Genomic DNA, 16070 nt, shown 5'->3' on the forward strand with positions numbered 1-16070 from the left:
AGATTTTTTACTTTATTTAAAATAAAACATAGGATAAATAAATAACACCCGTTACCGTTAACATACTGAAGAGTGTTGAAAAAAGAACGATTTGTGCATGAAGTTCTGGTTCCACCTGGTACTCCATGGCAATTGTAGATGTATTTCTAGATGTTGGAAATGAGCTCGCAATCAATAATGATTGTGCAATAACACCCTCAATGTTGAGTAAATAGATAACAACTAAAGAGATTATAGGGCCTACAAGTAATCTGCCTATTAATGAAATTGTTATAACGCGATGAAAAAATTTAATTTTAATTTTTGATAATTGAGCACCCAATAAAAGTAGCGCTATCGAACCAAAACCATCTGAAAGATGTCCAATTGGTATTAACATAAATTGTGGTAATTTAAGTGTGAATACTTGGCAAAAAATACCTAGTAAGAGTGCGTGAAAGACCGGCAGTTTAAGAAAAAAAGTAGTAATATCTTTAATAGAACTTGTGGCTGACAACAAATTATACATACCATATGAATAGGTGAGTAAATTTTGAAATACTAAAATCAAAATTTGCACAGAAACGCCCAATGGATTGTGGCTGAATATAAATTGGCTGACAGGTAACCCATAATTGCCAGAGTTCATTAAAGATATACTATTTTTTAATGCTGCTCCTTCACCATTTTCTAACTTCAATAACCTTGCTGTAATATGACTAAAACATATTAAACTTATACTATAAATTACTACATAATATATAATTTGCGAAAACACTTGAAATTCAATTTTAATATGGTAAATATTTATAAATACGGCAGCAGGCATTAGGCAATATGTAATTAACGTAGAAAAATTCTGTAATTTAAACTCAAATTTTCTTTGTAAAAATGCCCCAATAACTATTAATAGTAAAATGGGTAATATAACTTCTAAGATAATAAAAATAAACATAAGCAACCCTCACTATAGCGTATTTAGCAGTGCTCTGCCTCCCACCTAACTATAGCTTAAATTACCATAAATATAATTATAAGCATAAATTTAATTTATTATTTATATACATAAGTTTATCTTATAATCCAAACCAAAATAGTCTTTAATATATTTATTTGTCTCAAAAGATTTAATTATAATTAGTGGAATTTTGTAATTCATTCAAATAATTATACTGTCATAAAGTATTTAGACAATTATTTAGTGTAACAATCTCTTCTCTACTAAAGGAGTAATGAAGCGTTTGAATTTTTCTAATCCACTGGCTAAATTGTTTCGACAACTTCCTTTAAATATAAAAAATGACTAATCCAATATCATGTGGATTAGTCATTTTTTGAGAATGAAATTTATATCCCTGTCGCATTTTTAGTTTTTAGGTTTAACATTTTCTTTTACTATTCTCTAAAAAGTAATAACATCGAATCATAAAAACTTTTCTATATAAAACGCTGATTCTTCAATTGATTTGTATTCTGTATTAATGACTGTTGCATTTAACTTTTCAAAAATCTCTTCAGCATAGATCAATTCTTCTCTGATTCTCTCAATACTGTTATAGTTTGTTGGACCGTGTAGCCCCAATACTTTCACACGTTCATTACGTATGTTCAAAATGTAATTAGGGCTTGCAGTTAAACCAAATACTTTTAAATTCTTATGCCTAAAAACTTCATCAGGTATATCTACTTCTGGTACCAATGGTATATTTGCAATTTTGTAACCTTTATTCGCTAAATACATACTAAGTGGTGTCTTAGATGTTCTTGAAACACCAACAATAAGTGCATCCGCTTCCCCTATGTTAGTAAAATGTTTACCATCATCATATTTAACAGAGTATTCCATAGCTTCTATTCTTCTAAAATAATTTTCATCTAATTTACGTAAGGCTCCGCTTTCTAAAATAGGAGAACAATTTGTACGTTGCTGAATAATACCAATTAAGTCAGACATATAATCAACATATGGAATATCCGCTTCTTTTGCAAATTGCTGACCAACAATATTAAATTCAGGATTCACTAATGTTGTTATCACAACTGCTGCACGTGCTTTAGCACTTTTTAATATATTAATCAGTTCTTCTTCATTTTTTATAAAAGGAAACTTTTTTATTTCAATTTGTGATACATCAGGAAATTGAGTTAACGTTGCATGTACCATCCGTTGTGCTGTTTCTCCTATAGAATCTGAAATAACATATAATCTAAGTTGTGGCTCTATTGAATCATTAAACACGTAATCGACCACCTTTAACCTCACTTTGTGCAGTCGATAACAATGCACCAGGAACTCTAAATGGTGAACATGAAACATAGTCAATATCTATTTGATTAAAGTAATGGATAGATTTATCGTCTCCACCTAACTCGCCACAGACACCTATTTTAATAGACGGGTTAACAGATTTAGCTTGTTGTGTAGCCATTTTGACAAGTTGACCAACGCCATCCTGATCTAATGTTTGGAATGGGTCATTTTCTAAAACACCTTGTTCTGAATATGAACCAATAAATTTACCAGCATCATCTCTAGAGAACCCAAAAGTTAATTGTGTTAAATCATTAGTACCAAAGCTAAAGAAATCACATACTTTCGCTAATTCACCGGCGATTAGGCAAGCCCTTGGTGTTTCAATCATTGTTCCAATTAGGTATTGTATTGTTTCTCCAGCCTCTTGTTGCAATTGTTCTATCTTTTCAACGATTTTAGCTCTTAAAATTGTAAACTCAGCCACTGTAGAAACTAAAGGAATCATGATTTCTGGTTGACACTCAATACCTTGTGCTTTCAAGCGTAACGCACTTTTCACTATAGCTTCGGCTTGCATAACATATAATTCTGGATACGTAATAGCAAGACGACACCCCCTATGCCCCAACATTGGATTTACTTCATCTAAACTTTCAATGTATTGTTCCAATTCTCTTACAGGCACATTCAATTGTTGAGCTACATTGTTTTTTTCTTCCATAGAACTTGGTAAAAATTCATGAAGTGGTGGATCTAACAACCTAATAATCGTTGGTCTTTCACCTGATAGCTTTAATATTTCTTCAAAATCAGTCATTTGATATTGCTGAATTTTATTTAATGCATTAATACGTTTATCTTGCGTATCTGATAAGATAAAGCGGCGCATTTCAATTAAGCGTTCTGGGCCAAAGAACATGTGCTCTGTACGGACAAGTCCTATGCCTTTAGCATTAAACTGATAACCAGTCTGAATGTCTTGAGGCGTTTCCGCATTCATTCTAACCTGTAATCTCGCTACATCTTCTGACCATGACATAAACTGCTCAAACGCCTCACTGCGCTCTGCTTTCATAGTCGACACTTCTCCATAATACATATCGCCTTTTGCGCCATCTACGGAAATAATATCTCCTTCGTGCAACGTACCTCCTGAATAATTAACTACTTTATCTATGACATTAATTTCTATATCAGAACATCCTGTAACGCAACATTTACCCATACCGCGTGCTACAACGGCTGCATGCGAAGTCATACCACCATGCGTTGTGACGATTGCTTCACTTGCAATCATTCCTTCAATATCTTCCGGAGAAGTTTCTGGCCTCATTAAAATAACTTTATTGCCTTTTTCTGCTTGTTCTTTCGCGCTTTCTGCTGAAAAAACAATCTTCCCACTCGCTGCTCCTGGGCTTGCTGGCAAACCAATTTTAGAAATTGTAGTTGCTTGTTTAAGTGATTGCTCATCAAAGTTAGGATGCAATAACTGATCAATAGATTTTACTTCGACATTCATTACTGCTTCTTCTTTACTAATAACGCCCTCTTCAACTAAATCAACTGCAATGTGTATGGCAGCATTAGCAGTACGCTTACCATTTCTCGTTTGCAGTAAATATAACTGCCCATTTTCAATCGTAAACTCAATATCTTGCATGTCTTTATAATGAGTTTCGAGGCGTTTAGAAACATCTACAAATTGTTGATGTACTTGTGGCATTTGCTCTCTCAATGACTCGATATCTTTAGGTGTACGAATACCCGCCACAACATCTTCACCTTGAGCATTTAACAAATACTCTCCAAATAGCTTAGATTCTCCTGTAACTGGATTACGTGTAAATGCCACTCCCGTGCCACTATGTTCTCCACTGTTACCAAATACCATTTCTTGGATATTTACAGCAGTACCGATATCATGTGGTATTTCATTCAATTCACGATATATACGAGCACGGTCGTTGTCCCACGATTTAAACACTGCTTCAATAGCTTCAGTTAATTGATCAATAGGCGATTGTGGAAACGGTTTATAAACTTCTTCAATATACACTTCTTTAAAATGTTCGCAAATTACCTGTAGTCCTTCAGCTGGAATATCTGCATCATTTTGATAACCATGCTTTATTTTATATTGATTGAAATATGTATCAAATGATGCCATTGGAATACCATATACCACTTCGCCAAACATTTGTAATAGACGGCGATAACAATCATAAGCAAAACGAGCGTCTTCAGTCTTTTCAGCTAGTTTTTTAACATTGTCATCATTTAAACCTAAATTTAAAATTGTGTCCATCATTCCTGGCATAGATATTTTAGCGCCACTTCGTACTGAAACTAGCAATAAAGACGTTTCTGAAGAAAATGCTTTTTGCGTACGTTCACAAAAGGCAACTAATTGAGAATTTAATTGGTCCATGAGTGAATCAGAAAGCTTAGACCCTTGCTCTAAATATTTTATACAAGCTTCTGTTGTTAACGTAAAACCATCAGGTACCGGTAAACCTAAGCGCTTCATCTCTGCCAAATTAGCACCTTTACCTCCTAGTAGATCTTTCATCGATTTTTGTCCTTCATCAAATGCATAAATATATTTCGTCATACTTAATCACCTCAAATAGTTATTATGTTATACTAATTTCTATTGAGTATGTCATATTAAACGAAAAATGACAACTAATATATAAAAATTTGTTCATATTAATTTCTTTTTGCACCTTTATCTCTTGATATATCATAATTTTGTTTCATAAAAAAAGCCCAAGCAACATTGATTTGTTGCTTGGAACTTTTAACATCACCAGTTCATTGCCATTTTTATATAATATGATTAAATGACTTAATATATTGCTAAGTTTAATTTTCAAATAAGATCATTTAAGTCATTTAATTATAATTCTGTATAACTAAAGATAAAAGCAGATGCATTTACACTATCTTCTTTCTATTTCAAATTACTATTTGATTTAAACTGGCTCTTATATTTTTGCGGACTTTAAAAGTAGGTGAAATAGAGAAATCACATTTTCTAATTAAGATATACTAAATAACTTGGAGTACGAAAATTACTAAAAATGGCAGATTACAGCACAATCGTTGTATTGTGCTAAAGTAGGTGATTATTTAAAATATAATCATTTGTCAAAGTGACATACAGAGGATTTATCATACTAGCTTCTCATAGTTTCTAGCATGATAAGTTACAACAATATTTATTCATTGTTAAATTTACTTCGTTTTGACTATTTTCATGTAGTGTAATATATTTTCATCACATCATCACAATAATCCATTCAAAACTTCATAATTACTTTTTATACATTATGTCCACGTCCCTTCATTCCATGGTACATCAATAACAAGTTGATGTGAGTTATCACTTAATAACTCAATAATGGTACCATTACTATTTAAGAATTTCAGATTGAAAACAAAACGTTTTGTATACATAAAGATTTTATTATAAATTTTATAGAATTATTAAGTAATAACTTAAATTTATTATATTGTCGGTCGTGTAATTTGTAAAGTCTTTTTTGATACTTTCCTAAAAAACGTGCCTACTATAATTTATGATATTCATATTTTAATATTTCTACATTGTGATATTGCTACTTATTATCGATTTTCTAAATAAAAGAAATATACCAACTAAACTACGAATAGTTAACACCATAAAGCTATTTGTAGTTTAATTGCATCTGAATATTTCTTTGGATTCAATCCTGTACGTGTTTCGCATTTTTCTAATCGGTAAAGTAACGTATTACGATGAATATAGAGATATCTTGCAGTTTTAGCAATATTCAAATCATTTTTGAAGAAACTTTTTAAAGTTTCTATACTTTGTGAATCTAGATCACTTAAAATTCTTTGCTTATATCTTTCTCTTATTCCACTCTCTATTTGATAAAGTAATGTTTTCTCTTCTACATCTTCAAAGGACATCAATGTTTGAGTTTGTTCATTCAACATAAATACAAGGTCACACTCTTCATAAGCCTTTTTGAAATCATTCAAACTCGAAAAAAGTAAACTCGAAGCCATTGTTACTTCTAACTTCAATGATTTAAAAGCATGATAAATTCTCACTATTTTTTCTTCCAAAGCCTTTTTCGATGCATCAGAAGCCAGTATAACGATACGATTATGATTAGTAAAAGCTAATGTAAAAGTAGTTTGATCGATTTTACTAGTTAACGTACGAACAATGCTATTTCTTGAGAATATTTGCTTCTCTAAATTAATAATAATACATTTTCTATAAGCTAATAAATTTGTGTTAAGTTGCTTCGTTAAATATTGTATAAATGAATTAGAGGGATTACTTTTCAACAGTTCTTCAATGAATAATTCTTGGCTACGTATATGTCCTTCTAGTTCATACGTAAAATAATTTTGATATAACAATAATTCGGTCGACATTTTCACTAAATCTGCTACGTATAGCAATGCTTTGGGATCACCTGTAATACCAATTACACCGACAATTTCATTTTGAAATATAATGGGTAAATTAATACCCGGTTGTGTCCCTTTCAGTTTCTCACAATCTTCTTCAGTCAATATAACCATCTGCTCGCACGCTAATACTTTACAAGCGCCTTCGTGTATACTACCAATCCTACTTTTGTTAAATGATGCTATAATCTTACCGTTAAAATTCATTATATTAATATTACTTTTTGTTCTTTTTGCAGTTTCTTCCACAATAAGCGTTGCTACTTCCTCTGTTAATATCTCCATTATTTCACCACTTTATCACTTTTATACAAATTTAAAGGTATATTATTGTATAGTTTAACCCTATTTTCAATAAAATAAAATCTATATAATAGAATAATATATATTAGAAAGCGTTTACAAGGAGGTCGTTTAAATTGAAGATTATCTTAGCGCCTGATTCATTCAAGGGTAGTATGACGGCTACTGAGGTCACATTCTATATGTCTCAAAGCATTTCCGAAACTTACCCTCATGCCGAGGTTCATGCTTTACCTGTTGGTGACGGTGGCGAAGGAACCATGGAGGCACTAGTAAATGCAACCAACGGCAAATTTGAAACTGTTTCTGTTACTGGACCATTAGGTAATCAAGTTACTGCTCAATACGGCGTGTTAGATGATAATAGAACTTGTGTCATCGAAATGGCAGAAGCATCAGGATTGAAGCATGTACCAGAAGCAAAACTAAACCCAATGATTACAACAACATACGGCACTGGAGAGTTAATACAAGATGCACTAAATAAAGGTTATAAAGAATTCATTCTAGCAATAGGTGGTTCAGCAACAAATGATGCCGGCGCTGGTATGTTACAGGCGTTAGGTGCAAGATTAGTTAATAAAGACCTTAATGATATACCTTTTGGTGGTGCTGCACTAAAACATATCCATCACATCGACTTAAAAAACTTCGACGATCGAATTCAACATTGCAACTTTGTAATTGCAACAGACGTTCAAAATCCATTAATTGGACAAGATGGCGCATCACATGTCTTTGGAAAACAAAAAGGAGCATCATCTTCAGAAATAACATTACTAGAGCAAAACCTTACAAATTGGGCAAACATTGTCGAATCCACACAACATATACGTCTACATGAATTAGCAGGTGCTGGGGCTGCTGGTGGACTAGGAGGTGCTTTTAAAGCATTTTTCCCTAGTGAATTTGATGATGGAATTAAAGTCGTTATAAATCTTATACATCTCGAAAATTATTTACAGGATGCAGATTTAGTAATTACTGGCGAAGGTAAAATTGATTTCCAAACTTTTTATGGTAAAACGCCAATTGGTATTGCCAAATGCGCCCAAAAGTTCAATGTACCTGTCATCTTTATTGGAGGGACTGTCGATGTAGATGTTGATATGTTTAAAGATATTGGTGTAGTAAGTGCTTTTAGTTTAACCGATGGACCTATGTCACTTGCACATACGATTGCTAATTCGGAAAAATTAATAAAAAAAGCAACTAAGAATATCGTAAAAACATTTTTCCATAATTAATAACATATTCAAGGGGATGTTAGTTATGAGAATCAAAGATACGATTGAAAAAATACCAGGGGGATTGATGGTTGTGCCCTTACTTTTGGGTGCTGCAATTAATACGATTGACCAACTACATTTAAGTTTTATAATGAATATATTAAAACGACTCGGTGCACCAAAGACTGAGCAAGGGCATTATGAAATGCTTCAAATTGGTGGGTTCTCACAGGAACTATTTAAAGATAGTGCATTAGTATTAATTGCACTTTTCATATTTTGTGTTGGAAGCCAAATGAATTTGAAAATCGGTGGAAAGGCATTAAAGAAAGGTTTTTTATTAACATCTACTAAATATTTTTCAGGGTTAGCAGTTGGTTTACTACTCGGAGCTATTTTTGACCCGTGGACAGGACTATTTGGTTTATCTACAATTGCTATTATTGCTGCAATGACAAATAGTAATAGTGGTATGTATGCTGCATTAACAAGTGCCTATGGAAATCGTTCAGATATTGGTGGACTATCTATATTAGCAATTAATGATGGACCTTTACTCACCCTAATTTCATTAGGTTTTATTGGCACTACTTTTCCAGTCATATCCTTCATATCAGTACTTCTTCCGTTAGGTATCGGTATGCTATTAGGTAACTTAGATCCTAAAATTTCAGAATTTCTACGTCCAGGAGAAACAATACTAATTCCGTTCTTCGCTTTCTCATTAGGTGCTGGTATGAATTTAGCTGAATTCTTTAATTTCTCTGTATTATCAGGTGGGCTAACTTTAGCTTTACTAACATTTATATGTACCGCTATTACTGGTATAGCTACATTTAAATTATTTAAAGAAAAAAGTGTTATCGCTCCTATTTCTGAAGCTTCCACTGCTGGGAATGCTGTATCTACTCCAGCTGCAGTAGTTGCGGCTGCTTCTACCGCCCTAGCAAACGGTAATTTAACTCAAAGTGAGTATGTAATGATAGAAAAAATAGCGCCTGTGGCAACGGCGCAAATATCAATATCTGCTATTACTACAGCTATTTTATGTCCAATAGCAGTTATAATGGTTGATAAATACCAGAAAAATAAGGGTATATATGGAAGAAAAGAATATTTTAAACGCACAAACGAACCATTTTTCAAACTAAAACAAGTAAATAAACTACGCTTTTATGAAAGCGCTTTAAATAAAAAGGAGGAGTAATTTTTGAAAACTACTATTCTATATGGTAAATCCAATGTTGAAATTGATTTACCTGATCACAGCGTCTTAATTGAGCCTCAAGACTTAACTGGACTTGAAGATGATATCGGTGCAATTCAAAACGCTTTACGTCACCCTATTGGTACTAAACCTTTGAGTGAAATGGTTCAATCCAATCAAACTGTAGCTATTGTGATTAGTGATATAACAAGACCAACGCCTAACCATATATTGGTTCCTTTACTTATAAAAACATTGTCCCATGTACCATTGGAGAATTTTGTAATTATTAATGGTACTGGCACACATCGTGACCAAACTCACGAAGAACTTGTCCAAATGCTAGGTGAAGACATCGTTAATGACATCAAAATTGTTCATAATCATTGTAATGATAAAGCAACCTTGAGCAAAGTTGGACATAGTAAATATGGGTGTGATGTATACCTGAATAAATCATATGTTGAAGCTGATTTCAAAATTGTTACAGGCTTTATTGAACCACATTTCTTTGCTGGGTTTTCCGGTGGCCCTAAAGGGATTATGCCAGGGATTGCAGGTATCGAAACAATTATGACCTTCCATAATGCAAAAATGATTGGTGATATTCGCTCAACTTGGGGTAATATGACAGATAATCCTGTTCAAGATATGACTAGAGAAATTAATACCATGTGTAAGCCAGACTTTATGCTTAATGTAACATTAAACAAAGAGAAAGCCATTACTGAGGTTTTTGCTGGAGAATTATATGAAGCACATGATAAAGGGTGTGCTTACGCTAAGAAACATGCCATGTTCAAATGTGAGGAACCTTTTGATGTTGTAATAGCTTCTAACTCTGGATATCCTTTAGACCAAAACTTATATCAAACCGTTAAAGGGATGAGTGCCGCACACAAAGTTGTCAAAGAAGGTGGCAGTATTATCATGTTATCAGAGTGTAGTGACGGATATCCAAATCACGGTAACTATGCTGAAATTCTTAAAATGGCTGATACCCCACAAGCACTCGTCAACATGATTAACGACCCTGACTTTGCTATGTTAGATCAATGGCAAGTTCAAAAACAAGCTGTTATCCAAACATTTGCTGATGTTTATTTATATTCGAAACTCACTGACCAGCAGACTAAAGACGCTATGCTACATCCAGTTACTGAAATTAATGACACACTAAAAATGCTTGAAGACAAATATGGAAAAGATATGACGATTGGCGTAATGCCGTTAGGACCACTTACGATTCCCTACGTTGAATCATAAATTAGGAGGAATAATAATGTTAACTGAAACTTTAAATAAAGAACTAAAATTAGAAAATATTCTTAAAGATATGAACAAAGTAGTTATTGCTTTTTCTGGTGGTGTAGATAGCAGTCTGGTCTTAAAGAAAGCCGTTGATGTATTAGGTAATGCAAATGTTAAAGCAGTTATAGTCAAATCGGAATTATTTAGACATGAAGAATTCAATCAAGCTATTCAATTAGCAAATCAACTTAACGCGTCAATAATAGAGGCTGAAATTGAAGAACTGAAAGACCCTCATATTATTGAAAATACACCTGATAGTTGGTATTACAGCAAGCGTTTATTATACTCAAAATTAGAAGAATTAAGAAAGAAATACAACTTTAATTATGTGCTTGACGGCATGATCATGGACGACTTAGATGATTTCAGACCGGGCTTAAAAGCAAGAACAGAATTTTACGTGAGAAGTATATTGCAAGAAGCTGATTTATACAAATCCGAAGTAAGGGAAATTAGTAAGGCTAATGGTTTACCAGTTTGGAATAAACCAGCATTATGTAGTCTTGCCTCACGTATTCCTTATGGAGAAACATTGAATTTTGCAAAAGTAAATAAAGTCAACGAAGCGGAAAAATATATTTTAAGTTTAGATATTAATAATGTTAGAGTACGTTATCACCATAATATCGCTAGAGTAGAAGTTAACGATATCGACATTCCAACCGTAGTAAAGTATCGAAAACAAATAACACTACGCCTTAAAGAACTAGGCTTTGACTATGTAACGATTGATTTAGAAGGCTATCGTACAGGAAGTATGAACGAAGTCATCAATTCATTAGATGCATATTAAATTTATAAAGGTGGCATAACTATGACTGACAAGCAAGATTCCCTAGACTCATTGCTTCAAGCTGTTCAATCGAATCAACTTTCTGTATCAGAAGCCAAGACTCAATTAAGTCATTATGACGAATTAGGTTTTGCTAAAATTGATTTGCATAGGAGACAACGCCAAGGCTTTCCAGAAGTTATTTTTGGTGAAGGAAAAACAACTTCTCAAATCATAGATATCATTAACACAATACTTGCACACGATGAGATTGTTCTAGTTACAAGGGTCAACCATGACAAAGCACAAGATATTATCGCTAAGTATAGTCATCTTGAATATCACGAAGCAGCTCGTATTATTTGTACTCCTATAAGCAGTATTTCAAAATCTAATTATTACACATCTGTGATTTGTGCCGGAACTTCTGATCTACCAGTTGCAGAAGAAGCTGCCATTACTGCTGAAGTAATGGGCATACATGTAAAACGTTTTTATGACGTAGGTGTGTCTGGCATCCATCGTTTATTTTCACATATAGAAGCAATTAGACAAAGTAAGGTTTCAATCGTTGTTGCCGGTATGGAAGGCGCCCTTTCAAGTGTAGTATCAGGCTTAGTAGATCATCCAGTCTACTCTGTTCCTACTAGTATAGGTTATGGTGCGAATTTAGAAGGCGTAACAACACTATTATCAATGGTTAATTCCTGTGCACCAGGAACAAGCGTCCTCAATATAGATAATGGCTTTGGTGGGGGCTATAACGCCGCGATGATTATAAAAATGATTGAAGCTCATTAGAAATGGAGTGAAACAATATGCCTAATGCAATTTATTTAGATTGTCATGCAGGTATTGCAGGCGATATGTTGCTATCTGCACTTGTTGACTTAGGTGCAGATATAAATTATATTGAAAAGCATTTAAACGACTTACCCTTAAACAAATTTAATTTAAACTTTTCTTCACAAAATAAACAAGGTATCCAAGCAACATCACTATCAATCGATTTTGAACCAGCACATCACCATAGAAAAGCTCAGGATATTTTCTTAATGATAAATGAAAGCACCCTGCCTGATAGAGTAAAAGAACGAAGTATTCACATATTTGACGTTATTGCACATGCAGAAGCAAAAATTCATGGCATGTTAGTTGAAAACGTACATTTTCATGAAGTAGGTGCAATGGATTCAATCATTGATATTATCGGGAGTTGTTTAGCATTAGAAAACTTAGACATTGATACTCTACTTTCTTCACCGATTCCTACGGGACATGGAAAAATCAATATCGCACATGGCATTTACCCTGTCCCCGCACCTGCAACCGCTGAAATACTCAAAGGTATTCCGCTTGCTGCTTTTGATGTAGCAAGTGAATTAACGACCCCTACAGGAGCGGGTTTTATTAAAGCATTAGTATCAGAAATCGGTCCACTACCAAGTGTCACAATATCGAATATTGGTTATGGTTGTGGTTCAAAAGATTTTGATTTTCCAAATATACTACGTGCAATTCAATTTTCTAAAAAAGAAGCGACTCCTTCTCAAGTTCAAGTATTAGAATGCCAACTTGATGACATGACACCAGAAATGCTTGGATTTTTTATGGAACAAGTAATAGACGACGGTGCTTTGGACGCTTATTACACGCCTATCACAATGAAAAAAAGTCGTCCAGCTACACAACTAACAGTTATTTGTAGTCTGTCCCAAGCACAGTATTTCGAAAACTATATTCTCAAATATACGACATCGCTAGGTGTACGTAGCTTTACAGTAAACCGAAAAATCTTACATCGTCAATTTCAAACCGTGCACACAGATTACGGAGCAATATTAGTGAAATTAGGTATGTTGGGTGACAAAGTTATAAAAGCCAAACCTGAATTTGAAGATGTTCGTAATGCTGCGATTCAATCAGGAACGCCTTTTGCTACCGTTTATAACGATATTCAAACGACTGCACAAAAACACATTAATATTGAAAATGATTAATCCAACGGTAGCATAAATAAAACTTAATCACAGCTTCATCATATTAGAATTATGAAGCATAATAGATATCATAATCGTTATACATTTCTTTAGTCTGAATTATATATCTAATCAAAAGTAAGGCGCACCTCAATTCATTAGTCAAATTGAGGTGCGTTATTTTAACTTAATTGTGCTATTTTAGATTCTCTTAAGAACTTATCTAAGTTCAATCACTTATTATTAACAGAAGGCCCTAATTCAATATGTGCACTATCTAGTGCAAGTTCTAATACTTCACTTACTTGAATACTGTGTTCTAATTTTTGCCTTGCTATGTCAAAGTTTTTCTCTTTAATAATTTCTGCAATTTTCACAAATTCTTCGTACATACGGTGTTCATGCTGATTAACTTGATACGATTGCGTTCCACCATCATTATATTTTAGTTCCAAGGCTTTTAATTCATTTGTGGGACCTTTAATATTTATTGTTGCTTTTTCGCCTTGAATATAAGATTGATTATCTGAACTAGAGTCTTTCGCACCTATACATACAACTTTTATACCGTCATAATCTAATTGTAAAATGCCTGACGTATCAATATTATTTTCTATATTTGCAAAGTAAGCTACTCCATTAGGTTTACCAAATAATGCAATTGCCAAATGGATATTGTAAACATTGATATCCATTAAAGCACCGCCACCTTTAGCTGGGTCAAATGCAGGTTGAATAATACCTTTTTTAAAATCATCATACCTTGATGAATACTGCGAATAATTAAATTGCGCAATCTTACCATCTCCTATTTCAAGTAAAGATTGTTTTAATACATCGAAATTACTCAAATATAGGTTAGTAATGGCTTCTATAATAATAACTTGATGAGCTTCAGCTAGAGTCTTTAATTCTAATAATTCTGCTTTCGTTAACGTAAATGGTTTTTCGCATATAACATGTTTACGTTGTTTAATTGCCTTACGCGCATAATCAAAATGTAAATGATTCGGTACGGCTAGATAGATAGTATCAATCGTCTCATCTGCTAAAAATGCATCATAATTATCAAAAATATGCTTAATATTAAATTGCTTTTGTAAATTCTCTACATTTTCTGGATTTCTCCCTGAAGAAACAAGGCTCTGAAAAGTATACGCTGGTATTTGCTCCATGACAGGTAGCGCTTCTTTAACAATCTTGCCCGCCCCGACAATTCCAAGATTCATAAGTCATTCCCCTTTGTTAATTATTTGTATTCTCTATTTATTTTAATAATTAATTACATAAGTATAGTGTACTTTATAGATACATTTAATTCAAAATCAATAAAACAAAATTATGAGTTTTGTTTTTAAAATTAATTCGGTGGTATACATTTAATATAAAGGTATAAAATTGCATTTGTATTTTTTATGCATAAGGAGGGCTATAAGATGTCCATATTTTATTTTATAATATTTCTGATAATAGTCGTGGCTTTCTTCCTACTCATCAAGAAACTATATAGGAATGAAGCTTCCGTGAATAAAAGAAAACGTAAACGTGAAAAAAGAGTTGAAAATTATATCAATGAAGCGTTCAAAATAGAAAACTTACAAGCTATCAAAGAAACACCACAACATATCACTTTAGTTTATCCTAAAGAAACATTGAACATTAAGCATAATAATGTCTCTCAAGTTCAAGATGAGAACGAAGAAAAGATAGACACTCATTTTGAATTGCCTACCGACATCCAAAGAGAAGAAGTATATGATTATGCTCTTCAACACACACATTTTTATATTAAGCATGAACGTTACGATAGACTTAAAGAGCAAAATAACAAATAAGGAAAATAAATTAAGTTTGTTCTATATCAAGGGGGTTTATAAATGACACCAATTATAAAAGTATATTCAAATGATGAAGAAATCGAAGTAAATATTAATACACTAAAAGATCAAAAAATAAATGCAAAAGATGTCTTTGTATTATCTCATGACCCTGACCGCACTGAACGCATTGTAAATCATACCGAAGTATCCGGTATTAATTACAACCGTTCTAACGTGGGTGATGAAGTTGCTAAGCAAGGAAGCCAACTGCGTGAAAAACTACAGCTGCTTGGCATTTCCGAAGAAGATTCCCAAGAATATGAAGAACTCATGGACCAAGGAAAAGTTTTATTAATCGTTACTGATTCTCGCGCAAGAGATGTCTTATAACACTAATAATATCGAAATAAAGAGACAACGACCTTCTATCCAATTTAATATTTGTGGAAGGTCGTTTTATATACTTTAACTCTTTTTATTAATACTAAAGTTGATCAAAGTTATTTACTTGTACATCAGTTATTTTATCGATTTCTACTTGTTGCTCTTTCGGCTTAGTAACATACAAATATTGTGAATCATTATTGTCCTCTATTGCTTTAACAGTTATTCGCTCATGTTCAACAGTTTCTATAATAATCTCTGAGTTTTAGATAAAGCTTCTTTAATATGATTTTTATCCATTCGATATCTTCCTTACGTATCTATCAAGCATTTGTAATTGCTACACCCGACATTCACTT

General features: G+C 33.0%; 14 protein-coding genes. 8 read left to right on the forward strand and 6 right to left on the reverse strand.

The window, feature by feature from the left end; genetic code table 11:
* Positions 1-16: 16 nt before the first annotated feature.
* The 5 genes from ACSUE0_RS07145 to ACSUE0_RS07165 form a co-directional block, all read right to left on the reverse strand.
* Positions 17-934, reverse strand: a complete 918-nt coding sequence (locus ACSUE0_RS07145) for an AEC family transporter (protein WP_119613514.1) — start codon at positions 932-934, stop codon at positions 17-19.
* 468 nt (positions 935-1402) lie between these two features.
* On the reverse strand, positions 1403-2218 hold the full coding sequence (locus ACSUE0_RS07150) for a pyruvate, water dikinase regulatory protein (protein ID WP_017723901.1): 816 nt from the start codon (positions 2216-2218) through the stop codon (positions 1403-1405).
* Positions 2211-4844, reverse strand: a complete 2634-nt coding sequence (gene ppdK / locus ACSUE0_RS07155; RefSeq protein ID WP_119613515.1) for a pyruvate, phosphate dikinase — start codon at positions 4842-4844, stop codon at positions 2211-2213. The genes ACSUE0_RS07150 and ppdK overlap by 8 nt, the downstream gene beginning before the upstream one ends.
* A gap of 719 nt (positions 4845-5563) precedes the next feature.
* On the reverse strand, positions 5564-5692 hold the full coding sequence (locus tag ACSUE0_RS07160) for a hypothetical protein (protein ID WP_259338024.1): 129 nt from the start codon (positions 5690-5692) through the stop codon (positions 5564-5566).
* A gap of 216 nt (positions 5693-5908) precedes the next feature.
* On the reverse strand, positions 5909-6988 hold the full coding sequence (locus ACSUE0_RS07165) for a CdaR family transcriptional regulator (protein ID WP_436956729.1): 1080 nt from the start codon (positions 6986-6988) through the stop codon (positions 5909-5911).
* A 134-nt stretch (positions 6989-7122) separates the two neighbouring features.
* Here ACSUE0_RS07165 and ACSUE0_RS07170 point away from each other — a divergent pair, with 134 nt between their 5' ends.
* The 6 genes from ACSUE0_RS07170 to larC are packed head-to-tail and all read left to right on the forward strand — an operon-like array spanning position 7123 to position 13528.
* Positions 7123-8253, forward strand: a complete 1131-nt coding sequence (locus ACSUE0_RS07170; protein ID WP_436956731.1) for a glycerate kinase — start codon at positions 7123-7125, stop codon at positions 8251-8253.
* 25 nt (positions 8254-8278) lie between these two features.
* On the forward strand, positions 8279-9442 hold the full coding sequence (locus ACSUE0_RS07175; RefSeq protein ID WP_119613518.1) for a 2-keto-3-deoxygluconate permease: 1164 nt from the start codon (positions 8279-8281) through the stop codon (positions 9440-9442).
* A 3-nt stretch (positions 9443-9445) separates the two neighbouring features.
* Entirely contained in the window at positions 9446-10708 is a 1263-nt protein-coding gene (gene larA / locus ACSUE0_RS07180; RefSeq protein ID WP_436956733.1) for a nickel-dependent lactate racemase, read from the forward strand.
* 16 nt (positions 10709-10724) lie between these two features.
* Entirely contained in the window at positions 10725-11549 is an 825-nt protein-coding gene (gene larE / locus ACSUE0_RS07185; protein WP_119613520.1) for an ATP-dependent sacrificial sulfur transferase LarE, read from the forward strand.
* Positions 11550-11570: 21 nt separating this feature from the next.
* Positions 11571-12329 carry a nickel pincer cofactor biosynthesis protein LarB gene (larB, locus tag ACSUE0_RS07190; RefSeq protein ID WP_119613521.1) on the forward strand — a complete coding sequence of 253 codons (759 nt, stop codon included), beginning with the start codon at positions 11571-11573 and terminating at the stop codon, positions 12327-12329.
* A 17-nt stretch (positions 12330-12346) separates the two neighbouring features.
* The gene (gene larC, locus ACSUE0_RS07195; RefSeq protein ID WP_119613522.1) at positions 12347-13528 is read left to right on the forward strand and encodes a nickel pincer cofactor biosynthesis protein LarC; all 1182 of its coding nucleotides are present in this window, start codon (positions 12347-12349) and stop codon (positions 13526-13528) included.
* 212 nt (positions 13529-13740) lie between these two features.
* Here the strand turns inward: larC and ACSUE0_RS07200 are convergent, their stop codons facing one another.
* Complete coding sequence (locus ACSUE0_RS07200; RefSeq protein ID WP_119613523.1) at positions 13741-14736, reverse strand: Gfo/Idh/MocA family protein; 996 nt, start codon at positions 14734-14736, stop codon at positions 13741-13743.
* 294 nt (positions 14737-15030) lie between these two features.
* Here ACSUE0_RS07200 and ACSUE0_RS07205 point away from each other — a divergent pair, with 294 nt between their 5' ends.
* Both ACSUE0_RS07205 and ACSUE0_RS07210 read left to right on the forward strand, forming a co-directional pair.
* A complete protein-coding gene (locus ACSUE0_RS07205; protein WP_259338025.1) occupies positions 15031-15342 on the forward strand; it encodes a hypothetical protein in 312 nt (103 codons plus the stop codon).
* 42 nt (positions 15343-15384) lie between these two features.
* Complete coding sequence (locus ACSUE0_RS07210; protein ID WP_436956737.1) at positions 15385-15717, forward strand: general stress protein; 333 nt, start codon at positions 15385-15387, stop codon at positions 15715-15717.
* Positions 15718-16070: the final 353 nt, after the last annotated feature.

This window comes from Staphylococcus sp. AS1337 (assembly GCF_051408735.1).
In the GTDB taxonomy this organism is placed as follows: Bacteria; Bacillota; Bacilli; order Staphylococcales; family Staphylococcaceae; genus Staphylococcus; species Staphylococcus xylosus_B.